The 22,765-nt window shown below is 72.4% G+C and carries 21 protein-coding genes; 8 read left to right on the forward strand and 13 right to left on the reverse strand.

The genetic code is table 11. From position 1 onward, the window contains the following. Nucleotides 1-145 precede the first annotated feature (145 nt). Complete coding sequence (locus ACFYXC_RS02795; protein ID WP_389546084.1) at nt 146-907, forward strand: hypothetical protein; 762 nt, start codon at nt 146-148, stop codon at nt 905-907. A gap of 170 nt (nt 908-1,077) precedes the next feature. Here ACFYXC_RS02795 and ACFYXC_RS02800 read toward each other — a convergent pair whose 3' ends face one another. Then, nucleotides 1,078-1,545, reverse strand: coding sequence for a MarR family winged helix-turn-helix transcriptional regulator (locus tag ACFYXC_RS02800; RefSeq protein WP_389546086.1), 468 nt, complete (start codon nt 1,543-1,545; stop codon nt 1,078-1,080). 116 nt (nt 1,546-1,661) lie between these two features. Between ACFYXC_RS02800 and ACFYXC_RS02805 the strand changes: the two genes are divergently transcribed. Beyond that, on the forward strand, nt 1,662-2,684 hold the full coding sequence (locus ACFYXC_RS02805; protein WP_389546089.1) for an NADP-dependent oxidoreductase: 1,023 nt from the start codon (nt 1,662-1,664) through the stop codon (nt 2,682-2,684). Between the two features lie 79 nt (nt 2,685-2,763). Here ACFYXC_RS02805 and ACFYXC_RS02810 read toward each other — a convergent pair whose 3' ends face one another. After that, nucleotides 2,764-5,376, reverse strand: coding sequence for a M14 family zinc carboxypeptidase (locus tag ACFYXC_RS02810; RefSeq protein WP_389546091.1), 2,613 nt, complete (start codon nt 5,374-5,376; stop codon nt 2,764-2,766). Nucleotides 5,377-5,691: 315 nt separating this feature from the next. Here ACFYXC_RS02810 and ACFYXC_RS02815 point away from each other — a divergent pair, with 315 nt between their 5' ends. Further along, nucleotides 5,692-6,498 (forward strand): EI24 domain-containing protein, encoded by an 807-nt coding sequence (locus ACFYXC_RS02815; protein WP_389546094.1) that lies wholly within the window; start codon nt 5,692-5,694, stop codon nt 6,496-6,498. 27 nt (nt 6,499-6,525) lie between these two features. Here ACFYXC_RS02815 and ACFYXC_RS02820 read toward each other — a convergent pair whose 3' ends face one another. Next, a complete protein-coding gene (locus tag ACFYXC_RS02820) occupies nt 6,526-7,773 on the reverse strand; it encodes a pyroglutamyl peptidase (RefSeq protein WP_389546097.1) in 1,248 nt (415 codons plus the stop codon). Nucleotides 7,774-7,955: 182 nt separating this feature from the next. Beyond that, nucleotides 7,956-8,555: a TetR/AcrR family transcriptional regulator gene (locus ACFYXC_RS02825; RefSeq protein ID WP_388908574.1), complete on the reverse strand. Its 600-nt coding sequence runs from the start codon at nt 8,553-8,555 to the stop codon at nt 7,956-7,958. Between the two features lie 130 nt (nt 8,556-8,685). Here ACFYXC_RS02825 and ACFYXC_RS02830 point away from each other — a divergent pair, with 130 nt between their 5' ends. Further along, entirely contained in the window at nt 8,686-11,124 is a 2,439-nt protein-coding gene (locus tag ACFYXC_RS02830; RefSeq protein WP_389546100.1) for a glycoside hydrolase family 3 protein, read from the forward strand. A gap of 51 nt (nt 11,125-11,175) precedes the next feature. On the opposite strand, the gene ACFYXC_RS02835 is transcribed toward ACFYXC_RS02830, so the two are convergent. Continuing rightward, entirely contained in the window at nt 11,176-12,078 is a 903-nt protein-coding gene (locus tag ACFYXC_RS02835; protein WP_389546103.1) for an SGNH/GDSL hydrolase family protein, read from the reverse strand. A 198-nt stretch (nt 12,079-12,276) separates the two neighbouring features. On the opposite strand from ACFYXC_RS02835, the gene ACFYXC_RS02840 reads away from it, so the two are divergent. After that, nucleotides 12,277-12,771: a DUF3145 domain-containing protein gene (locus ACFYXC_RS02840; RefSeq protein ID WP_388908568.1), complete on the forward strand. Its 495-nt coding sequence runs from the start codon at nt 12,277-12,279 to the stop codon at nt 12,769-12,771. 143 nt (nt 12,772-12,914) lie between these two features. Here the strand turns inward: ACFYXC_RS02840 and ACFYXC_RS02845 are convergent, their stop codons facing one another. The 5 genes from ACFYXC_RS02845 to ACFYXC_RS02865 form a co-directional block, all read right to left on the reverse strand. After that, nucleotides 12,915-14,210 (reverse strand): beta-ketoacyl-[acyl-carrier-protein] synthase family protein, encoded by a 1,296-nt coding sequence (locus ACFYXC_RS02845; RefSeq protein ID WP_389546106.1) that lies wholly within the window; start codon nt 14,208-14,210, stop codon nt 12,915-12,917. Between the two features lie 86 nt (nt 14,211-14,296). Beyond that, nucleotides 14,297-14,545: an acyl carrier protein gene (locus ACFYXC_RS02850; protein WP_055611752.1), complete on the reverse strand. Its 249-nt coding sequence runs from the start codon at nt 14,543-14,545 to the stop codon at nt 14,297-14,299. Between the two features lie 71 nt (nt 14,546-14,616). Beyond that, on the reverse strand, nt 14,617-15,648 hold the full coding sequence (locus ACFYXC_RS02855; protein WP_389546109.1) for a ketoacyl-ACP synthase III: 1,032 nt from the start codon (nt 15,646-15,648) through the stop codon (nt 14,617-14,619). Nucleotides 15,649-15,670: 22 nt separating this feature from the next. Continuing rightward, entirely contained in the window at nt 15,671-16,588 is a 918-nt protein-coding gene (locus ACFYXC_RS02860; protein WP_389546110.1) for an ACP S-malonyltransferase, read from the reverse strand. Nucleotides 16,589-16,677: 89 nt separating this feature from the next. Further along, nucleotides 16,678-17,883: a PucR family transcriptional regulator gene (locus ACFYXC_RS02865; RefSeq protein ID WP_389546113.1), complete on the reverse strand. Its 1,206-nt coding sequence runs from the start codon at nt 17,881-17,883 to the stop codon at nt 16,678-16,680. 84 nt (nt 17,884-17,967) lie between these two features. On the opposite strand from ACFYXC_RS02865, the gene ACFYXC_RS02870 reads away from it, so the two are divergent. Next, on the forward strand, nt 17,968-18,618 hold the full coding sequence (locus ACFYXC_RS02870; protein WP_389546754.1) for a pirin family protein: 651 nt from the start codon (nt 17,968-17,970) through the stop codon (nt 18,616-18,618). A 22-nt stretch (nt 18,619-18,640) separates the two neighbouring features. Here ACFYXC_RS02870 and ACFYXC_RS02875 read toward each other — a convergent pair whose 3' ends face one another. Then, entirely contained in the window at nt 18,641-19,456 is an 816-nt protein-coding gene (locus ACFYXC_RS02875; protein ID WP_389546116.1) for a serine hydrolase domain-containing protein, read from the reverse strand. Between the two features lie 25 nt (nt 19,457-19,481). Next, nucleotides 19,482-19,952 carry a GNAT family N-acetyltransferase gene (locus ACFYXC_RS02880; RefSeq protein ID WP_388908557.1) on the reverse strand — a complete coding sequence of 157 codons (471 nt, stop codon included), beginning with the start codon at nt 19,950-19,952 and terminating at the stop codon, nt 19,482-19,484. Nucleotides 19,953-20,048: 96 nt separating this feature from the next. Here ACFYXC_RS02880 and ACFYXC_RS02885 point away from each other — a divergent pair, with 96 nt between their 5' ends. Next, nucleotides 20,049-20,522 (forward strand): MerR family transcriptional regulator, encoded by a 474-nt coding sequence (locus ACFYXC_RS02885; RefSeq protein ID WP_388908554.1) that lies wholly within the window; start codon nt 20,049-20,051, stop codon nt 20,520-20,522. Then, nucleotides 20,519-21,535 carry an aldo/keto reductase gene (locus ACFYXC_RS02890; RefSeq protein WP_389546120.1) on the forward strand — a complete coding sequence of 339 codons (1,017 nt, stop codon included), beginning with the start codon at nt 20,519-20,521 and terminating at the stop codon, nt 21,533-21,535. The genes ACFYXC_RS02885 and ACFYXC_RS02890 overlap by 4 nt, the downstream gene beginning before the upstream one ends. Nucleotides 21,536-21,862: 327 nt before the next feature. Here ACFYXC_RS02890 and ACFYXC_RS02895 read toward each other — a convergent pair whose 3' ends face one another. Then, nucleotides 21,863-22,735, reverse strand: coding sequence for a DUF4429 domain-containing protein (locus ACFYXC_RS02895; protein WP_389546123.1), 873 nt, complete (start codon nt 22,733-22,735; stop codon nt 21,863-21,865). Between the last annotated feature and the right edge of the window lie 30 nt (nt 22,736-22,765).

A 22,765-nucleotide genomic window follows, 5' to 3' on the forward strand; every position in this document is an offset into this window, starting at 1 on the left:
ACAACGGTTTCGACGAGCTGGCGGGGGAAGGCGGCGAATGGTCCGTCCTGTCCTCAACCGGCCAACCGGAACGCCTCGTTCAGCACAGAACTTTCACAGCTGCGGCTGTGAACGTGACCTGCGCGGAGTTTAGTCTTCCGGCGTCATGGACTACTGCCACCCGTGCCAACGGCACCTCAATGGCGCCCTCGCTTGCCCGGGGTGCGGTACATCGGCCGAAGCCTGCCGGAGGTACGCGGCCTCCCTCTCGGACCGTGCGGACACCGGCGGGCGGGACGGGCGCGACGCGCGTGACGACCTCGGAGACGAGGACGACGAGCCGTCGGGCGGCTCGGGACGCAGGTCCCGGCGCCGGGGGAGCCGCGGGGTCCGCGCGAACCGGCGCGACCGGAAGGCCGCGCTGCACCGGCGGCGGCGCAGGCGGGTGCTGCTCGTGGGGGCGGGGCTGCTGCTCGCGGCCGGCGGGCTCAGCCTCGCCGAGCTGGGCATGGAGGCGCCGTCGTCCGAACCGAAGGCTTCCGCCGCGGACGAGGAGTCGGCCGGGTCCTCCGCCTCCGCGGACGGCTCGTCGTCGGCCGGCGACGGGGGCGCCGGGGGCGGGGCGGTCTCCCAGGAACCGGGGGCGTCTCCGTCGGCCTCGGAGTCGAAGAAGTCCAAGAAGTCCAAGGGGGACGAGGACGAGGAGGGGGACGAGGGGGGTGCCGGGACGGAGTCGGCGGATCCGTCGTCTGCGTCGGCCGATCCGACGTCCTCGGCGCCGGCCGCGGATGCGTCTGCGCCGGCGGATCCGCCGGCGGGGACGGGTCCGGATCCCGGCAGCCCGGATCCGGACCCGACGACGGAGTCCCCGGAGCCGGCTCCGACGCCCACGGAGTCCTGCGACCGCTTCCTGTGGTGGTGCACGTAGCCGCTGCGCTAGCTGGGCGGGGGTGCCTGGGCCGAGTCCGCAGGGTGCCGGCCGACGGTGGTTGATCGCGCAGTTCCCCGCGCCCCTGAAGGGGCGCGGGGAACTGCGCAATCTTTTGCCTTTAGGGGCGCGGGGAACTGCGCGATCCGCCCCCGCCGGGGCGCGGCTCACTAATCGGCCGCGGCCGGTTCCCCCGCTCCGGCGGAGCCGTCCAGCATCCGCAGCAGCAACCCCCGCAAAGACATCCGCTCCTCCCGCGACAACCCCGCCAACGGCTCCCGCGCGAACCGCAACGACAGCCGCAGGTTCCGAGCCACCCGCCGCCCCTCCTCCGTCGCGGCCGCCAGCTTCACCCGCCGGTCCGACGGATCGGGCCGCCGCTCGGCCAGCCCCCGCGCCTCCAGCCGGTCCACGATCCCGGTGACGTTCGACGGCTCACACTTCAGCTTCTGGGCCAGCCGCCGCATCGGCAACGGCTCCAGCGACAGCAGGCTCAGCAGCCGCGCCTGCGCCCCCGTCAGGGCGTGCTCCGCCGCCGCGTCCTCGTACTCCTCGTGGTAGCGGGCCACCACCGTGCCGATGAGGTCGACGACCTCAAGCGTGAGGGGGTCGAACGGGGGAGTCTTCGGGGTGCCCATGGCTGACAGGCTACCCCGTTACTTGACATCATGAAATATTCAGGAGCATGGTTGTTTCACATACTGAAGCATTGGCCGAAGTGTGGAAACCGTTGCACCAAGAAGGGCGTCCCCCCATGACCGACACGGCCCAGCTCCCCACCACGAACCGCGAATGGCACCTCGTCAGCCGCCCGGTCGGCTGGCCGAAGCCCGAGGACTTCGCCCTGGTCGAGGCCGAGCTGAAGCAGCCGGGACCCGACCAGGTCCTGGTGCGCAACAAGCACGTCTCCGTGGACCCGTACATGCGCGGCCGGATGAGCGCCGCGAAGTCGTACGTCGCCCCCTACGAACTCGGCAAGGCCATGCAGGGCGGCGCGGTCGGCGAGGTCGTCGCGTCGAACGCGGAGGGCATCGCCGTCGGCGACCACGTCCTGCACTTCTTCGGCTGGCGCGAATACGCCGTCGTCGACGCCAAGCAGGCCGTCAAGGTGGACCCGGAGGCCGCGCCGCTCACCACGTACCTCGGTGTCCTCGGCATGACCGGCCTCACCGCGTACGCGGGCCTGCTGCGCACCGCCTCCTTCAAGGAGGGCGATTCCGTGTTCGTGTCCGGCGCGGCCGGCGCCGTCGGCAGCCAGGTCGGCCAGATCGCCAGGCTCAAGGGCGCCTCCCGGGTGATCGGCTCCGCCGGCTCCGACGAGAAGGTCAAGCTGCTGGTGGAGGAGTACGGCTTCGACGCGGCCTTCAACTACAAGAACGGCTCCGTGAGCGAGCAGCTCAGGAACGCCGCCCCGGACGGCGTCGACGTCTACTTCGACAACGTCGGCGGCGACCACCTGGAGGCCGCCATCGGCGCGCTCAACCTCCGGGGGCGTATCGCGGTCTGCGGGATGATCTCCGTCTACAACAACACGGAGCCCGCCCCCGGCCCGAAGAACCTCGCCCGTCTCATCGCGACGCGCGGCCGCATCGAGGGCTTCCTCGTCGGCGACCACTACGACCTGCAGCCGCAGTTCGTCCAAGAGGTCGGCCCCTGGGTCGCCTCGGGCGAACTCAAGTACCGCGAGACGGTCGTCGAGGGCATCGAGAACAACCTGGAGGCGTTCCTCGGCGTCCTGCGAGGCGACAACACGGGAAAGATGATCGTCACCCTGTAACCCCCCACCCCGCGCCCCACCAGGGGCGCGGGGAACTGCGCAGTCTTTTTGCTTTTCAGGGGCGCGGGGAACGGCGCGCTCAGCCCCCACCGGCCGGCAGCCCCCGCACAACCCCCGGCGCACGGTCCCCGCGGAGCGAAACCGTCAGCAAGGCCCGCCCCACCTGCGCGAACACCCCCTTCGGATGACCGCGGAAGAGCGGCTCCGTACCGAACAGCACCGCATGCGGCCCGCTGACCACCGAAGCCCGCCCCGCGGCCCGCGCGGGACCGCCGCCGCCGTCCTCCAGCGCACGCCAGTGACCGGACAGGAGCGGGTCGCCGCTCCCGTAAGCCTGCTCCACGCGCACCCCGGCGCCGAGGTCCGTGAACCACACCGGCGCGTAGACGAAGCTGTGGCCGGGCGCGCCGCCGGCGACCCCGCCCGGCGAGTTGACCACCCGGACCACCCCGTTGGCGTCCGGGTTGCCCGCCACCGGCTCGACCGCGAGGAGCCCCGCGGCGGAGTTGAGGGCCGCTCCGGTCGCCCCGCGGCCCACCAGGCCCGCCCGCCCCAGGAAGGCGTCCAGGGCGGCGCGCGCGGCCGTGCCGAGGCGCGCGGGGTCCAGCCCGGCGGAAGCGAACAGGACGTCCGCCCGCGACCAGTCGAAGCCGGCGTTCAGGATCGCCGTGGACACCGGGACCACGTCGAAGTTCATCTCGCGCAGCGCGAACAGCTCACCCGGCGTGACCGCCGCGGCGACCCGGACCCGCCGCAGCGGCGCGCCGCCGGTCGCCTTCGTCGCGTCGAAGGCCACACCGTACGTCCTCGCCGCCACCGCCGCCCTCCCCCGGGCCGAGGCGGGCACGATCGCACTGCCGTCGGCCGCCCGCCGCACCACGACACCGTCCGCGAGGAGGGAGTTGAGGGCCGCGATCTCCCGCGCGTCGTCGAGGCGCAGCCGCAGCGTGCCGCGCGGCGCCACGTACCCGACCCGCGCCGCGGCCTGCACCGCCCGGTCCGGCACGGACAGCCGCGGGGTCCGTACCGTGTCGACGGTCGCGCCCCACAGGCGGCCGAGGCTCCAGCCCGAGATGTCGTACATCACCGACACCTTGTCGCTGATGTCACGCCCGTCCGCCAGCATCACGTTGGCCATGCCGCGCTTGGGCTGCCGCAGATCGACGACGTACGAACCCTTCGCGTACGCCTTTCCGCCGAGCCGGAAGTCCCGGGTGGCCTGCCGCACCCGTACGTCGTTGGCGAGCAGGTGGTCGACGAGACGGGCCGCGGCCGGCGCCGAGCGCTGGGCGTCCGCGCCCGCCGGGATCACGTACGCGCGCGGGAAGTCAGTCGTGTAGACGTCCTCCGGGCCGATGCCCGGGACACCCGGCACCGTCTCCGGCGAGACCGGGACCTGGGCCGCGCCCGTCACGCTCCGGCGGAACACCTCGATCTGGTCGGCGACGAGCGAAGCGCGGTGCGTGCGGACGTGGTCGAGGCTCGCGCGCATCGCCGCGCCCGCGATGGCCACGTTGACCGCGGAGCGGCGGCGCAGCTCGGCGACGGGCAGTTCGTCGTACTCGTCGTTGTTCACCGCCAACGGGAACTCGACCGTGTGCGCGGCGACCGTGCCGTGGAACGGCATGTACTGCGGGGTGAAGATCGGCGGCCAGTCGTCCCAGCCCTCCTCCTGGTCCCGGAACGGGATCTGGGCCGGCTCCACACCGTCCTTCTCCGGGGTGAAGCCGAGGCCGTTGACGGCGGCCTCCATGCCGAGCGCGTTGGCGTAGGTGTTCTTCAGGAAGAGGTCGTACTCGTAGTTCTCGCCGTGCGGGGGAGTCGTCGGCTCGATGAGGGTGCCGTTGACGTACCCGTGCAGGTCGACCATGAGCGCGGGCTGCTTGTCGATCGCGATCTGCCGCATCGCCCGTACCTCGGGCTGAGAGGCGGTCACGAAGTCCCGGTTCAGGTCGAAGCCGTTGGCGTTGGCGCGGGTACCCGCGATCCGGCCGTCCGGGTTCGCGGTGATGTTGAAGTACACGCGGCTGCGGGCGAGGAGGCCGGTGGTGGACCCGTCCTGCGCCGTGGCGAGCTGCTCGATCAGCTTCAGGGAGGCGTCCGTGCCCTCCCACTCGTTGCCGTGGATGTTGTTGTTGAAGAACACCGGCGTCTTGTAGTCGCGCCGGACCGCGGGGTCCTCGGCGGCGGCCGCGGGCGCGTTCTCGATCAGCTCGCGCATGCGCTCCTGGGCGCGTGCCTGCCGGGGCGACTCGGGCGCGGTGACGGTGACCAGGTAGAGGCGGTGCCCGCCGGCCGACCGGCCCGCGACCTCCACGCTCACCCGGTCGCCGAGGCGCTGCAGGGCGTTCAGCTTCGGGGCGATGGCGTGGTACGGGGTGAGGCCCAGCCTGACGGACTTGTCCGCGGGGTTCGCCGGGTCCGGGGCGAGGACCTGCTCCCGCGGATAACCGCGCGTACCGCCGGGGGTTCCGGTGCCGTCGGTGAGCTCGGTGACCGGGGCGTCCAGGGCGCGGTCGGTGGCGGCCTCCGGTGCCCGGGTGGCCGCGCCGCCGGACGGGCCGGAACCCTCGCGGACCGGGCCCCCGGGGCGGGGCGTGGGGTCGGCGACGGCGCCGTCCGGGGTGAGCAGGAGCGCGGCCGCCGCGGTGGCGGTGGCCGTGGCGATCAGGACGGGTCTCGGTAGGCGCACGGGTACCTCCGCGGAGAGTGCCTGACACGGGTCACTTCGGTACGGGAGGTCTACCTGTTCGACTCATCCGCAACAAGAGTGCGTCGGGTGCGGGTGCGGGTGCGTCTCGGCTGATCGCGCGGTTCCCCGCGCCCCTGGGAGGGCGGGGTCTGTGGTGTGGTGTCGGGTGCGGGTCGCGCGTGGCTGGTCGCGCGGTTCCTCGCGCCCCTGGGTGGGTGGGGTTTGTGGTGTGGTGTCGGGTGCGGGTCGCGGGTGGCTGGTTGCGCGTGTTCCCTGCGCCTCTTCGAGGGCGCGGGGTGGGGATAGGGTGCGGGTATGCGTGATCTCGGGGTGGGGTTCAAGTACCTGTTGCGCGGCCAGCGGTGGGTGGTCCGGCACGGGAAACAGTTCGGCTTCGGGCTCGTCCCGGGCCTCATCACGCTCGTGCTGTACGCCGCCGCCCTCACCTCCCTGGCCATCTGGGGCACCGACTTCACCGCGTGGGCGACCCCCTTCGCCGACGACTGGACCAGCCCCTGGCAGGGCCTCTTCCGCGGCTTCCTGACCGCCGTCCTCTTCGCCCTCGCCCTGCTGCTCTCCGTCCTCACCTTCACCGCCGTCACCCTCATCCTCGGCCAGCCCTTCTACGAGAGCCTCTCCGAGAAGGTGGACCGGGACGTGTCCCCGGACGGCACGGCCCCCGCGTCGGGCCTCCCGCTCTGGCGCGAACTGGTCATCTCGACCCGGGACAGCGTCCGCATCCTGATCAGGGCCCTGCTCTGGGGCGTACTGCTCTTCGCCCTCGGCTTCGTCCCGCTCGTCGGCCAGACCGTCGTCCCGGTGATCGGCTTCTTCGTCACCGGCTTCTTCCTCACCCAGGAACTGACGTCGGTCGCCCTGCAGCGCCGCGGTGTCGTGCTGCGCGACCGCCTCACCATGCTCCGCTCCCGCAGGACGCTGGTCTGGGGCTTCGGCACCCCGCTGGCGCTCGCCTTCCTGGTCCCGTTCGTCGCCGTGTTCCTCATGCCCGGCGCGGTCGCGGGCGCCACCCTGATGGCCCGCGACCTGCTGGGCGAGGAGACCCGCGAGGAGCGGGCGGGGGACAAGGACCCCGCCGGCCCCGCGAACTCCGTCGGCCGCTGACGCCGGCGCTGACGCCGGCCGCCGGCCTCAGTCGGTCGCGTCCGCCGCCACCGTCAGGATCGACTTCACCTGGGCGATGATGTCCAGCCGGTTCTGCACGAACTGCGCGTCGGTGACCGTCCCGCTCGCCGGATCGGTGTTGCCCGCCCCGAACTGCAGCACCGGCGTGTGGACATGACCGCCGGGCAGTGAGCCGCCCAGTCCGAGCCGGTCGCGCAGGAGCGTCGCGCGGTACGCGATCTCGTTGGACAGGTAGTCACCGCCGCCGCCCGCCCGGGCCGTGGAACCCGCGGTCGGCCCCTCGGGCCGTACCACGGCCTGCGTCCCGCCCGCGGGGATCTCGGTCACCGACGTGTTGTCGTACACGGGGAAACGTCCCGTGTCCGCCGCGACGATGTCCTTGTACGGCAGGGTCGTCGTCGTCCACTGCGGCTGGGAGGCCGGGTCGGTCACCGGGACGGTCCCGGTGACCGAGAGGTTCTCGTTGTCGGGGAAGCCGCCCCGCCAGGCCCCGTTGGTGCGCTCGACGTCGATGCGGCCCACCCGGCCCTGGCTGACCGTCGTGAACAGGTCGAGGCGGGGGAGGTGCGGGCGCAGGGTCTTCTCGACCGTGCCCTCGGCGAAGTCCGTCCAGCGGACGGGGAAGACGGCGGTCTCGACGCGCGCCGGGCCGTCCGCCGTGTCGATCACCGTGCCGTCCAGCGCGAGCGCGGTCGCGCCCGACGGGTTGGAGATCCGCACGTCCCGGTCGAGCGTGAACGGGTCGAAGCCGGTCAACAGGATCCGCTTGATCTTCTTGCTGTGCGGATACCGGATGCTGTCCTGGCCGCGCGAGGTCCGCTCCAGCGCGGCGAGCAGCTTGGCGCGCCGGGCCTCGGTGAGGCCGAACTCCGGCTCCCACTGCCGTACTTCACGGGTCATGCCGAGCCGCGCCCAGTACAGCGGCCGGTCGTCGTCCCTGCTGAGGTCGCCGACGGCGGGACCACGGCCCTGGGCCCGGTCGACGGCCCGCCGCCACAGCCGGGCGCCCTGCCGTTCGACCACCCGCTCGGCCTGCGCGTACGAGCGGGCCCCGCCCAGGGCGCGGGCGAACTCCGGTGCCACCGTGTCGAATCCGGACCGGGTCAGGATCTCCTGGGGCGCCGCCCTGTCGAGGCGCTGCTCCTCCACGGTGGGCGCGGCCGCGGGCTCCTCGGCGGCGAGTGCGGGCGGTGCGGCCAGGCCCGCCAGCAGGGTCAGGCCGAGGGCGCCGAGCCGAACACGTATGTGCGTCAAGGTGGTTCAGGTCCTTCCGTCGCGAGGGGAGACGTCGTCGGATGGCGGCAGTATGCGCGACGCGCGGGACGCACGCCATGGGGCGCGACGCGCGGGGCACGTGCCACGCGGAGCGCGACCCGCGGGGTGCGTGCCGTGGCGCGTGGCACCTGGGGCCGCCGTACCCGGGCCAGCCGCCGAGGTCAGTCCTCGCCGTCGGCGGAACCGGGGCCGGGGTCCTCGCCCAGCAGCGTGAGGAAGTCCCGGAACGCCGCCGGCATGTCCACCGACCGGGGCGCGAGCAGCCACTGGTACTGCAGCCCGTCCATCACCGCGACGAGCAGCGGAGCGGCCCGTTCCGGGGTGAGCCCGCTCGGCAGCCGGTCCCCGTACTCCGTCCGCAACACCTGGGCCATGTTCGCGCGCACGGCCTCGTACCGTTCGGTGAAGAACGGGCGCGCCGGATGCCCCTCCGTGACGCTCTCGCCGAGCAGCGCCGAGAAGGTCTGCACGATCCCGGGCCGCATGGCGTTGTACTCGACGAGCTGGCCGAGCAGCTCCAGCGGCCAGCCGGTGCCCGGCACCGCGTCCCACTGGTCGCGCTCCGCCAGCACGGCGACCAGCAGCGCCTCCTTGGTCGGGAAGTGGTGCAGCAGCCCCTGCGGGGTGAGGGCGACCCGCTCGGCGACCGCCGCCAGACTCGCGCCCCGGTACCCGCGCTCGGCGATCACCTCCAGCGCCGCCCGGAGGATCTCCGCACGCCGCTCCGTGCCCCTGGCCGACCTGGGCGCCCCGCTCGTCATGACGCCACCGTACGACGGAACCCGTGACTCCGTGCCGTGAGCGTAACGCCGGGGTAACGAAACCTACCGGTCGACAGGCTGCGCGTGCAGGATGGAGGGACGGAGCGGACTTCAACGAGGAGGCACGGCCATGGCAGGAACCCGGCCCACCCCGGCCGACCAGGCGCGCGAAGAGGTTGTCGAGGCGGCCCTCGCGGCCCTCGACCTGGACACGAAGGCGCGGCTGCTCGCCGGACAGGACATGTGGTCCCTGCCCGCCGTGCCCGAGATCGGGTTGAAATCACTGGTCATGTCGGACGGCCCGATCGGTGTACGGGGTGTGCGCTGGACCTCCGACGACCCGTCCATCGCCCTGCCGTCCCCGACCGCGCTCGCCGCCACCTGGGACCCCGCCCTGGCCCGCCGCGCCGGCCGGCTGCTCGCCCAGGAGGCCCGCCGCAAGGGCGTCCACGTCCTGCTCGCCCCGACGGTCAACCTGCACCGCTCCCCGCTGGGCGGCCGCCACTTCGAGGCGTACAGCGAGGACCCGTACCTCACCGGGCGGGTCGGCGCCGCGTACGTGAACGGCGTGCAGGAGGGCGGTGTCGGGACCACCGTCAAGCACTTCGTCGCCAACGACGCCGAGACCGACCGCTTCACCGTGGACAACGTCGTCTCCGAGCGGGCCCTGCGCGAGCTCTACCTGGCCCCCTTCGAGGCCATCGTGGAGAACGCCCGCCCCTGGGGCATCATGACCGCCTACAACTCGGTCAACGGCAGGACGATGACCGAGCACCGCCACCTGGTGAACGAGGTCCTGCGCGACGAGTGGGGCTTCGACGGCTTCAACGTCTCGGACTGGATGGCCGCCCGCTCCACCGTCGCCGCCGTCGAGGGCGGCCTGGACGTCGCCATGCCAGGACCGACCACCGTGTACGGACCCGCGCTCGCCGCCGCCGTCCAGGCCGGCGAGACCAGCGAGGCGCGGGTCGACGAGGCCGTGCGCAACGTCCTGCGCCTCGCCGCCCGCGTCGGCGCCCTCAAGGGCGCCGAGCCCGTCGTCACCGCCCCGCCCGGGCCCGTCGACGGCGAGGCACTGGCCCGCGAGATCGCCCGCCGCTCCTTCGTGCTCGTCCGCAACGAGGGCGCCCTGCCGGTCCCGGCCGGGCACACGGTCGCGCTCATCGGCGCCGCCGCCCGCGACGCCCGCATCCTCGGCGGCGGCTCCGCCACCGTCTTCCCCGCCCGGACCGTCTCCCCGCTCGACGGCCTCACCGCCGCCCTGCCCGAGGGCACGCTGACCTACGCGGTCGGCGCCGACCCCAGCCAGGAGCTGGCCCCCGCCGGCCGGGGCTTCGCGCTGCGCGCGGTCTGCCGCGACGCCGACGGCACCGTCCTCGGCACGGGCTCCGCGCCGAGCGGCCACCTCCAGTGGATGGGCGACGACCTGCCCGAAGGTGTCACCCACGACCGCCTCCACAGCGTCGAACTGACCGGCACCTTCACCCCGCGCGAGAGCGGCCGGCACACGTTCGGCATCAAGGGACTCGGCGCCTTCACGCTCACCGTCGACGGTACGGAGCGCTTCGACGGGGTCCAGAGCACCGACTTGGACGACCCGTTCGTGACGTTCTTCGGCGACCCCGTCGAGCACGCCACGGTGGACCTGACGGCCGGCCGGACCTACGAGATCTCCCTGCGCCACATCGTCGTCGTCCCCGCCGACGTGCCCATGCGGGTCATCAGCTTCACCCTCGCCCACCAGGAGCCCCGCCGCGACCCCGACGAACTGATCGCCGAGGCCGTCGAGGCGGCCCGCGCCGCCGACACGGCGGTCGTCGTGGTCGCCACGACCGAACGCGTCGAGTCCGAGGGCTTCGACCGCAAGGACCTCCACCTCCCCGGCCGCCAGGACGACCTGGTCCGCGCGGTGGCCGCCGCCAACCCGAACACCGTCGTGGTCGTCAACTCCGGCTCCCCGGTGGAACTCCCGTGGCGCGAGGAGGTCGCCGCGGTGCTCCTCGGCTGGTTCCCCGGCCAGGAGGGCGGTGACGCCCTCGCCGACGTCCTCACCGGCACCCACGAGCCCGGCGGCCGGCTCCCCACCACCTGGGGCTCCCTCGACACCGCCCCGGTCACCCGGGTCACCCCCACCGACGGCGAACTCCGCTACACCGAGGACCTGTTCATCGGCTACCGGGCCTGGGAGAAGGAGGGCCGCACCCCGGCGTACCCCTTCGGCCACGGTCTCGGCTACACGGACTGGACGTACGACGAGATCGAGCTGACGGGCACGACGGTCACGGTCCGCGTCACCAACACGGGCTCCCGCACCGGCCGCGAGACCGTCCAGCTCTACGTGGCCCCCACGACCCCGGCCCCCGACCGCCCGGCCCGCCTGCTGGCCGGCTTCGCCAACGTGGAGGCGGCCCCGGGGGAATCGGTCCGGACCACCGTCGACCTCCCCGCCCGGGCCTTCGAGATCTGGGACGAGGAGTCCCACTCCTGGACCACGGTGAAGGGCACCTACGAGATCGCCGCCGCCCACAGCCTCACGGACACCAGGCTGAGGACGACGATCGTCGTCTAGCCCTCGGAGGCGCGGGGACGAAGCCCTCCCGCGGTCACTTCGGTCCCCCGGTCACTTCGGTGGCGTACGCGAGGTGACCCTCGCGTACGCCAGCTCGGCGAGCCGTGCCTGACCGTTCTTGCTCGGATGGAACCAGTCCCAGTGACTCAACTGCTTCGTCCCGAACCGGTACTCGAACACCGCCCCGCCGTCGAACCGGCACCGCCGGTCCTTCGCGCACACCTGCTCCAGCACCGTGTTGTAGGACTCGACCCGGTCCTGGACCTGGTCCCGCCGCGTCGTCGCCGCCGCGCTCAGCGAATCCGCGTCCCCGAGCATCGAAGGACACAGCCCCAGCTTCCAGATCTGCTTGCCCATCGGGTTCGTCCGCCCCTCCGACCACAGCCGCTTCAGATCGGGCACGCTCGACACGTACACCTGGGTCTTCGGCAGCGCGGACCGCAGGGTGCGCAGCGCGTCCTGGAACTGGATGCGGAACTCCGCGACCGAGGTCATGGCGGACACCGACGGCCGGCACGCGTCGTTCGCGCCGGCCATCACCGTGACCAGCTCGGGCCTCCTCGTCGCCGCCTGCGCCATCTGACCGGGCAGGTCGGCCATGCGGGAGCCGGTCACCGCGTAGTTCCAACTGCGCCGCTCGGCGCCGGACGCCCCCAGCAGACGGACCGCCAGGCTGTTCACCTTCGTGTCGGTGCCGGTCGCCCACGACACCTCGGGACAGTCCGACAGCACGGAGCAGGCGTCGAACCCGCGGGTGATGGAGTCACCCACCGCGGCCAGTGACGACGGGCTGCGGTCCCAGTCCGGGGTGGGTCTCGCGGACCGTGCGCCGGTGCCCGAGGGGCCCGGGGAGTCGCCGCCGACCGCGTCACACCCGGTCAGCCCCGCGACGCCGACCAGCGCCGCCACGGCGGTCACGACGAGGCCCCGCGAACGGTGACCACGGTTCTGCATGCACAGTTCCCCTCGTTCGTCACGCAACGGCGGCCCTCACCCGAGCGTCCTTGCGGGTGAAACCTCCGTGTTTCCGGGCGCTGGGACCGACGGTACGTCACACTCCTTGCCCCGCCGCACGGTAGCCTCGCCACGTGGCTGCCCTGCCACTGAACGATCCGCCAAGCTGCAAAGTGCCCGCTCTGTCCGGAGGTCCCAGTGACGACACGTGGAGTTCTCTACGTGCACTCCGCGCCGCGCGCGCTGTGCCCGCACGTCGAGTGGGCCGTCGCGAACGTGCTCGGCACGCGGGTCAGCCTCGACTGGATCAGGCAGCCCGCCTCGCCCGGCACCTGGAGATCCGAGTTCTCCTGGAAGGCCGAGGCCGGTACCGCCTCCAAACTCGCCTCGGCGCTGCGCGGCTGGCAGATGCTGCGCTTCGAGGTCACCGCCGAGCCGTGCGCCACCGCCGAGGGCGAGCGCTACAGCTGCACCCCTGACCTGGGCATCTTCCATGCGGTGACGGGAATCCACGGCGACATCCTGATCCCCGAGGACCGCCTGCGCGCCGCCCTGGCCCGCTCCCAGCGGGGCGAGACGCAACTGGAGACCGAACTCACCAAGCTCCTCGGCAAGCCCTGGGACGACGAACTGGAACCCTTCCGCCACGCAGGCGAGGGCGCCCCGGTCCGCTGGCTCCACCAGGTGGTCTGACTGCCCGGCCGGGGGGCGGCCTCAGGGGCGCGGGGAACTGCGCGACCAGCCCCCACCGGCCCGCAGCGGAACACGGACGACAAGCGGCCCGGGACCTCGACGAGGTCCCGGGCCGCTCACCTTCGCAACAAAAACGGCTGAGATCAGACCGTGCGGAACGCCAGCACCACGTTGTGCCCGCCGAACCCGAACGAGTCGTTGAGCGCGGCGATCCGTCCCTCGACGGGCAGCTTGCGCGCCTCACCCCGAACGATGTCCGCGGTGGCCTCCGCCTCGGGGTCGAGGTTCTCCACGTTGATGGTCGGCGGCGCGACCCGGTGGTACAGCGCCAGCACCGTGGCGACCGACTCCACGCCGCCCGCACCACCGAGCAGATGCCCGGTCATGGACTTCGTACCGGACACGGCGAAGTGGTCGGCGTCGTCGCCGAACACCTTCCGCAGCGCCTTCAGCTCGGCCACGTCACCGGCAGGCGTGGAGGTCGCGTGCGCGTTGACGTGCACGATCTCCGCCGGGTTCAGGTCCGTGGTGTCGAGCAGGTTCTGCAGGGCGTGGGCGATGCCCCGCCCCTCCGGCTCCGGCTGCACGATGTCGTGCGCGTCGGCGGAGATGCCCTGGCCGACCGCCTCCGCGTACACACGGGCACCGCGCGCGGTGGCGTGCTCGGCCGACTCCAGGACGACGACGCCGGCGCCCTCGCCCAGGACGAAGCCGTCACGGCCGATGTCGTAGGGCCGCGAGGCGCCCTGCGGGTCGTCGTTCCTCTTGGACATCGCCATCATGTTGCCGAACGCGGCGATCGGCAGCGCGTGGATGGCCGCCTCCGTGCCGCCCGCGACGACGACGTCGGCGCGGCCGGTGCGGATCATCTCGATGGCGTAGCCGATGGCCTCGGCACCCGACGCGCAGGCGGAGACCGGGGTGTGCACACCGGCGCGGGCGCCGACGAGCAGACCCACGTTGGCCGACGGGCCGTTCGGCATGAGCATGGGGACGGTGTGCGGGGAGACGCGGCGGACGCCCTTCTCCTTCAGCACGTCGTACTGTTCGAGCAGGGTCGTCACGCCACCGATACCGGAGGCGATGACCGCGCCGAGCCGGTCGGGGTCGACCGTCGCGCCCTGCGCGTCGGCGTCCGCGGGCTCGGCGCCGGCCTTGCCGGTGTAGCCGGCGTCCGCCCACGCCTCCTTGGCCGCGATCAGCGCGAACTGCGCCGAGCGGTCGAGGCGACGGGCCTGCGGGCGCGGAATGACCTCGCCCGGCTCCACGGCGATCTGCGCCGCGATACGGACCGCCTGGTCGGCGGCCCATTCCTGCTCCAGAGGGCCGACGCCGGAACGTCCGGCGACCAGTCCCTCCCAGGTAGAGGCTGCGTCGCCACCCAGCGGTGTGGTTGCGCCGATACCGGTGACGACCACGGTGCGATTGGTCGGGCTCACGGGAATTCTTTCTCCAACGGATACGAGGATTCAGCGGCGCCACCGCCGGGTGGCGGGGCCAGCAGCGACCGGGGGTGAGGGGTGGCTCAGCCCTGGTGCTTGAGGATGTACTCGGTCGCGTCCCCGACCGTCTTGAGGTTCTTGACGTCGTCGTCCGGGATCTTGACGTCGAAGCGCTCTTCGGCGGCGACGACGACCTCGACCATGGACAGCGAGTCGACGTCGAGGTCGTCGGTGAAGGACTTCTCCAGCTGGACGTCCTCGACCGGGATGCCGGCGATCTCGTTCACGATGTCGGCGAGACCGGCGACGATCTCTTCCTGAGTGGCGGCCATGTCAGGCGCTCCTTCTTGTGTATCCAGAGGGTGTGGCGGTACTCCCGCCCGGAAAGTTCCGGACGGTGTGCCTAGGGGAGGGTAACGACCGTCGCGGCGTACACGAGACCCGCCCCGAAGCCGATGACGAGCGCGGTGTCGCCGCTCTTCGCCTCGCCGGTCGCCAGGAGCCGCTCCATCGCGAGCGGGATCGAGGCGGCCGAGGTGTTGCCGGTGGTGCGTACGTCACGCGCGACCGTGACGTGCTCCGGCAGCTTGAGAGTCTTCACCATCGAGTCGATGATCCGCTCGTTGGCCTGGTGGGGAATGAAGACGTCCAAGTCGTCCGCAGTGAGTCCGGCGGCCTCCAGCGCCTCCTTGGCGACCTTGGCCATCTCGAACACGGCCCAGCGGAACACCGCCTGGCCTTCCTGCGTGATCGCGGGGAACTTGACCTGGCCCTTGGAGTCCAGGGGCAGTTGGGACACGTCACCGCTCCTGAAGCGGTCCCAGGAGACGGTCTGCTTGATGGTGTTCGACTTGTCGCCCTCGGAACCCCAGACGGTGGGGCCGATGTGCGGCTCCTCCGAGGGGCCCACGACGACCGCGCCCGCGCCGTCACCGAACAGGAAGGCCGTCGCGCGGTCCTCCAGGTCGGTCAGGTCGGACAGCCGCTCGACGCCGATGACCAGCACGTACTCGGCGGAGCCGTCGACGATCATGCCCTTGGCGAGGGTCAGGCCGTAGCCGAAGCCGGCGCAGCCCGCCGAGATGTCGAAGGCGGCGGCCTTCGCCGTGCCGAGCTTGTCCGCGATCTCGGTGGCGACGGCCGGGGTCTGGCTGAAGTGGGAGACGGTCGAGACGACCACGGCGCCGATCTGCTCGGCACTGATCCCGGCGTCGGCGATGGCCTTGCCGGACGCCTCGATCGACATCGCGGCGACGGTCTCCTCGTCGTTCGCCCAGTGCCGGGTCTCGATACCGGAGCGCGACCGGATCCATTCGTCGGACGAGTCGATGCGCTCCAGGATCACCTCGTTCGGAACGACACGCACCGGGCGGTAGCCGCCCACACCGAGGATCCGCGCGTACGGGGCTCCCTTGCGGGCCTTGATCTTCGCCATGCTCTGTCGGCTCCTTACGCGCTCAGGCGGAGGCATGCTCGGCGATGAGCTCGCGAGCCGCTTCCAGATCGTCGGGTGTCTTGAGCGCCAGCGTCTTCACGCCGGGCAGCGCGCGCTTGGCGAGACCGGTCAGCGTGCCGCCGGGGCACACCTCGAGCAGCGCGGTCACGCCGAGTTCCTTGAAGGTCTCCATGCACAGGTCCCAACGGACCGGGCTGGCGATCTGGCCGACGAGACGGGAGACGACCTCGGCCCCCGTGGTGACGGTCCGGCCGTCCTTGTTCGAGACGTACGTGATGGTCGGGTCACCCGGCGAGAACTCCGCCGCCGCCCGGGCCAGCACGTCGACCGCGGGGGCCATGTGACGGGTGTGGAACGCGCCCGCGACCTTGAGGGCCACCACCCGGCGTACGCCTTCGGGCTTGTCGGCGTCGAGGGCGGCCAGCTCCTCCAGCGTGCCGGCGGCCACGATCTGGCCCGCGCCGTTCACGTTGGCCGGGGTCAGGCCCAGCTTCTCCAGGTGCGGAATCGTCACCTCGGGGTCACCGCCGAGGAGCGCGGCCATGCCGGTCCGGGTGACGGCGGCGGCCTCGGCCATCGCCAGGCCCCGCTTGCGCACGAGCGTCAGGGCGGCCGTGTCGTCCAGGACACCCGCGAGGACGGCGGCCGTGATCTCGCCGACGCTGTGCCCGGCGACGGCGGAGGGCGTCACGGCACCGAGTGCCGAGGCGGACAGCAGACCCGCGGCGACCAGCAGCGGCTGCGCGACGGCGGTGTCGCGGATCGCGTCCGCGTCGGCGTGCGTTCCGTGGTGGGCAAGGTCGAGCTCGACGGCGTCCGACCACGCGGCGACGCGGTCGGCGGCGCCGGGGAGGTCGAGCCAGGGAGTCAGGAAGCCGGGCGTCTGGGCACCCTGGCCGGGAGCGACGAGTACGAGCACTCTCACACTCTCTCTTGTGGACGGGCACGGCCGCCCGTGGGGACAGGGACGAAGAACAGGTAGGGGAATTGTAGGTCCCCTACAAAAGCCTAGGCTTGGGGATCTCCATCGGCCAGACGCCCCAGGATCAGCGCGATCCGCAGCGTGAACGCCGAACGCACGTCGGAGGGTGACCAGCCGGTGACGTCAGTCACACGTCGAAGCCGGTAGCGCACGGTGTTGGGGTGCACGAAGAGCATCCGGGCCGCCCCTTCGAGACTGCTCGCCTGTTCGAGATAGACGCTGAGCGTCTCCAGGAGCGCGGAACCGGCCTCCTCCAGCGGTCTGTAGATCTCCTCCACCAACTGGTCGCGCGCCGCGGGATCACCGGCGATCGAGCGCTCCGGCAGGAGGTCGTCCGCCAGCACCGGACGCGGAGCGTCCTGCCAGGCGAAACACGCCTTGAGCCCGGCGGCCGCCGCCTGTGCGGAGCGGGTCGCGGCGAGCAGGTCGGGCACCACGGGCCCGGCCACCACGGCTCCCGCCGCGTACGGCCCGATCAGCGACTTCGCGACGGCGAGCGGATTGTCGCTGCCGCCCGCGATGACGACGAGACGGTCACCGAGGACACCGGTGAGCACCTGCAGTTTGGCGTGCCGGGCGGCCCGCCGGATGGCCTCCACGGTCAGCTCGCTGTCACCGTCGGGTGCCGTGCCCAGCACCACGCACACATGCTCGGGGGAGTTCCAGCCGAGGGCCGCGGCACGGGACACCGCCCCCTCGTCCGCCTCGCCGGAGAGGACCGCGTTGACGACCAGCGACTCCAGCCGGGCGTCCCAGGCACCGCGTGCCTCGGCGGCCTGCGCGTACACCTGGGCGGTGGCGAAGGCGATCTCCCGCGCGTACACGAGCAGCGCCTCGCGCAGCACGTTCTCGTCACCGGGGGCCGCGACCTCGTCGATCGCGGACTCCATCACCTCGATCGTGGTCCGCACCATCTCCACGGTCTGGCGCAGGGTGATGGCCCTGGTCAGTTCGCGCGGGGCGGTGCCGAAGACGTCCGTGGAGATCGCCTGCGGAGCGTCCGGATGCCGGAACCACTCGGTGAACGCGGCGATACCGGCCTGCGCGACGAGGCCGATCCACGACCGGTTCTCCGGGGGCATCGCCCGGTACCAGGGCAGTGTCTCGTCCATGCGCGCGATGGCCTGGGCGGCGAGACTGCCGGACGACTTCTCCAGCCGCTTCAGGGTCGCGGTGTGCGCCTGGGCGGCGCGCGCGGCGCGTTCGGTGTTGCTGGATTCGGGTTCGGGCACGGAACAAGACTGCCTCATCCGGACGGGGGGATGCGGCGGAGGGTCGCAGGTGGCACGCCCGGCGGGTCTACCGTGGGTCGCGTGATGGACGTACGGCGCGCCGGCGAGCGCTACCGCGGAGGCGATCCGGCGGCCGGGATCGAGTCCCTGCACGCCTTCTCCTTCGGCCCGCACTACGACCCGGACAACCTCCGCTTCGGCGCGGTCATCGCCTGCAACGAGGAGCGGCTCGCGCCCGGCGCCGGTTTCGGCGAGCACCCGCACAGTCACACCGAGATCGTCACCTGGGTCGTCGAGGGCGAGCTGACCCACCGGGACAGCACGGGGCACGAGTCGGTCGTACGCCCCGGGGACGTCCAGCGCCTCAGCTCGGCGGGCGGGGTCCGGCACGTCGAACGCAACGACGGCGCCCTGCCGCTGCGGTTCGTCCAGATGTGGCTCGCACCGCTGGAGCCGGGGGGCGAGCCCGCGTACGAGGTCGTGCACGGGATCGCCGACGCGACGCCGTACGCCGTGCCGGCGGCCGGCGCGATGCTGCACGTGCGCCGCCTCGCCCCGGGGGAGCGGACCGCCGTGCCGGACGCGCGCTTCCTGTACGCCCATCTCGTACGCGGCGAAGTGGTGCTGGACGGCGCGGTGCTGGGCGCCGGGGACGCGGTGCGCGCCACGGACACGGCGGGGCTGGAGGTGGTGGCCCGGGGCGAGGTGGAGCTGCTGCTGTGGGAGATGGCATAGCCCGGCCGGCGGGGTTCGTGTCTCAGAGTTCGGCGAGTACCGCGTCCGTGAAGGCGGGCCATGCCTCGACCGCCCACTCGCCGAACTGACGGTCCGTCAGGGCCACGCAGGCGGCTCCCGCGTCCGGGTCGATCCACAGGAACGTGCCGGACTGGCCGAAGTGCCCGAAGGTACGCGGTGAGGACGAACTCCCCGTCCAGTGCGGGGACTTGGCATCCCGGATCTCGAAGCCGAGGCCCCAGTCGTTGGGGTTCTGGTGGCCGTACCCCGGCAGGACGCCCTTCGTCCCGGGGTACTGCACGGTCATCGCCGCGGCGACCGTCCGCGGGTCGAGCAGCCTCGGCGCCTGCACCTCCGCGGCGAACCGCACCAGGTCCTCGACGGTCGAGACACCGTCCCTCGCGGGGGAGCCGTCGAGGGTCGTCGACGTCATCCCCAGCGGCTCCAGCACCGCCTGCTTCAGATACTCGCCGAAGGGGATCTCCGTCGCCTTCGCGAGGTGCTCGCCCAACTGCTCGAACCCGGCGTTGGAGTACAGCCGCCGCTGCCCGGGCGGCGCCGTCACCCGGTGCTCGTCGAAGGCGAGGCCGCTGGTGTGCGCGAGCAGATGCCGCACGGTGGACCCCTCGGGCCCGGCCGGCTCGTCCAGCTCGACGGCCCCTTCCTCGTAGGCCACGAGCACGGCGTAGGCGGCGAGCGGCTTGCTGACCGAGGCGAGCGCGAAGGGCCGGTCGACGGGGCCGTGGGTCCCGAGTACGGTCCCGTCCGCCCGTACGACGGCGGCGGCAGCGGTGGGAACGGGCCACTGTTCGATCAGGGCGAGGCTCTGCGGAGACATGTACGCAGCCTACGGGCGGCGCCGGTCAGAACTTCAGCCGCATCAGCGGATCCGGCGTACGGACGAAACCCATCGACTCGTACAGCGGCGCGGCCTCCGGCGAGGCGGTCAGGTCGATCTGACCGGCCCCGCGCTCCCGGAACCACTCCACGAGCGCCTCCATGCACGCCCGCGCGTATCCTCGTCGCCGCAGCTCGGGATCGGTGGCGACGCTGAACACGTACCCGATCCGTCCGTGCGGATTCCGGGGCCGCCCGATCCGGTACTCCACGGTCCCCGCCACGAGCGCCCCCAACGCCCCCGGACGCTCCGGGTGATCGACGACGAACGCCGCGAACCCCCCGTCGGGATCGCCCAGCCGTTTCCGTACGGTGGCGAGCGACTCGGCATGCCAGTCCGTGGACGTGTCGGCCCCGGGCATGCTGTCGATCAGGACCTGACGCAGCCGGAGCAGTTCCCCGGCGTCCTCGGGCACGGCACGTCGTACGAGACTCATGATCGGCACGGTAGCCAGCGGCACGGCCGTGTGTCGTCGGAATTTCATCGGATTCCGCTTGCCTGGAGTGCACTCCAGGGTTTTAGCGTGGAGGTCATGACGGTGATGGAGACCACGGAGCCCGGGACCGACACCAGCGCGAACCCACCGCACGCCGGGCGGGCCACGCGGCGTCCGGACGGCCGGGACCAGTACACGATCAGCGAGGTCGTCGCCTTCACCGGCCTGACGGCGCACACCCTGCGCTGGTACGAGCGGATCGGCCTGATGCCGCACATCGACCGCTCGCACACCGGGCAGCGCCGCTACAGCAACCGCGACCTCGACTGGCTGGACCTCGTCGGCAAGCTGCGGCTGACCGGGATGCCGGTCGCCGACATGGTGCGGTACGCGGAGATGGTGCGGGCGGGCGACGACACGTACACCGACCGCTTCGAACTCCTCGAAGCCACGCGCCGGGACGTACGGGCCCGGATCGCCGAGCTCCAGGACACCCTCGCCGTGCTCGACCGGAAGATCAATTTCTATGCGGACGCCGGGCGGGCCCTGGCGTCGGAGAGGTCCCGATGACGGACAGCAGGATCGCGACGGCACAGCTCGGCACGGACGGCCCCGAGGTCGGCGTGCAGGGCCTGGGCTGCATGGGCATGAGCTTCGCGTACGGCCCCACCGACGCCGGCGAGGCGCGGGCCACGCTGGAGCGCGCGCTGGAACTGGGCATCACGCTGTACGACACCGCCGACGCGTACGGGCAGGGCGAGAACGAGCGGTTCCTGGCGCCGTTCTTCGCCGCGCACCGGGACGAGGTCGTGATCGCGACGAAGTTCGCGCTGACGATCCCGCCGGACGAACCGACCCGGCGGATCATCCGCAACGACGCGCCGTACATCCGGCAGGCCGTGGAGGCGAGCCTGGAGCGGCTGGGCGTCGAGGTGATCGACCTCTACTACATGCACCGCCGTGACGTGAACGTCCCGATCGAGGAGACCGTCGGCGTGATGGCCGAGCTGGTCCGCGAGGGCAAGGTGAAGCAGCTCGGCCTCAGCGAGGTGACGGGCGGCGAACTGCGGGCCGCGCAGGCGGTGCACCCGATCGCGGCCGTCCAGTCGGAGTGGTCGCTGTTCAGCCGGGACATCGAGGCGAGGGTCGTCCCGGCGGCCCGCGAACTGGGCGTGACCCTGGTCCCGTACTCGCCGCTCGGGCGGGGCTTCCTCACCGGTTCCTTCGCGAACGCCGACACGGACCTCACGGCCGGCGACTTCCGCCGTCAGCAGCCGCGGTTCACGGGGGACAACGCGGCGGCGAACGCGGCTCTGCTGGAGCCGATCCGGTCGGTGGCCGCGGCCCACGGCGCCTCGGTCGGCCAGATCGCCCTGGCCTGGGTCCACCAGCAGGCGACGGTGCACGGCCTCCCGGTCGTTCCCATCCCCGGCACCCGCAGGCCCGCCCGCGTGGAGGAGAACGCGGCGGCGGCCGGCATCGCCCTCACGGAGTCCGACCTGGCGGTACTGGCCCCGATCGCCGCAAAGGTCGCAGGAAACCGCTACGGCGACATGACATTCACATCAGCAGGCCGAGAATAAAAACACCCGCCCCGACGGCGGCGGCCCACGCAGTTCCCCGCGCCCCTAGGTGGCCAGGGGCGCGGGGAACGGCGCGCCGAGCCACGACGCGCCCGCACCTGCCGATTCCGCGCGGCAGGCGCTGGCCAGGGGCGCGGGGAACTGCGCGCCGAGCCACAACGCACCCGCACCTGCCGATTCCGCGCGGCGGACGCTTGTCAGGGGCGCGGGGAACGGCGCGCCCAGCCACAACGCACCCGCACCTGCCGATTCCGCGCGGCGGACGCTTGTCAGGGGCGCGGGGAACGGCGCGCCCAGCCACAACGCACCCGCACCCGACAACCGGCGTCACAGCTCCGCAAGCAGCTCCGCCTTCTTCGCGGAGAACTCCTCGTCCGTGACGAGCCCCGCCGAATGCAACTCCCCAAGGTGCCGAATCCGGTCGGCGACACCTCCCGGATCCCGCCGAGCCCCCACGGCCACACCGGCCCCCTCCGCAAGGCCCGCAGGCCCACCGGCCCGCACCGCCCCCAGCACCGCCGCCGCGAACGGCAACGACTCGTGCACCGGCCCGTACCCCAGCCCGAACACGACGGCAGCCGGATCCTGATCCGCCTGCCCCGGCTGCTCGGCCGCAGCCGGGGCGTCCCGGCGCAGCAACCGCAGATGCCCCTCGAACACCTCGGGCGACCGCCACTCCACTCCGCACAGATCGGCGACCGCGAACGTCTGGTCGCCCGCCTTCCACTTCGCGGACGAGGCCCCGGTCCAGAACCACCGGAACGTCACGGACTTCCCGTCGAAGGACGCCTTCCCGTCGTACGCCTTGAACTGCAGCGGCGTCTCGGGCGCCCGCACGAGATACCGCTCCACCGGCCCGGTGTCGGGCGCGAGCAGCCCGCGCAACTCGTCCGCGTAGTACTCGGCGAGAGTCTCGCGCTCGGCCGGCAGCACCAGCCGATAGGGATCGCACGCATCCTTGAGCTGTCCCGCGGCGGCCTCCATGAGAGGGTCCGCCCCCGCCCTCGGCACGGCGCGCAGGACGACCGTCCCGCGCTTGCCGTGCGTCAGCGTCACCGCGGCGATCGCGTCGAGCGGGATGCGGCGCTCACCGAGCGCCTGGAACAGCTTCGGCGTGCGAATCCCCCGTTCGAAGCGGATGAGCACGGAGTCGGACGCGAACTCCCAGGCGGCATGAAATCCGGCCAGTACGTCACCCATGCGGGCCATCGTATGCGGCATGCGCTTCCT

Source organism: Streptomyces sp. NPDC002701, assembly GCF_042889045.1.
Taxonomy (GTDB): Bacteria; Actinomycetota; Actinomycetes; order Streptomycetales; family Streptomycetaceae; genus Streptomyces.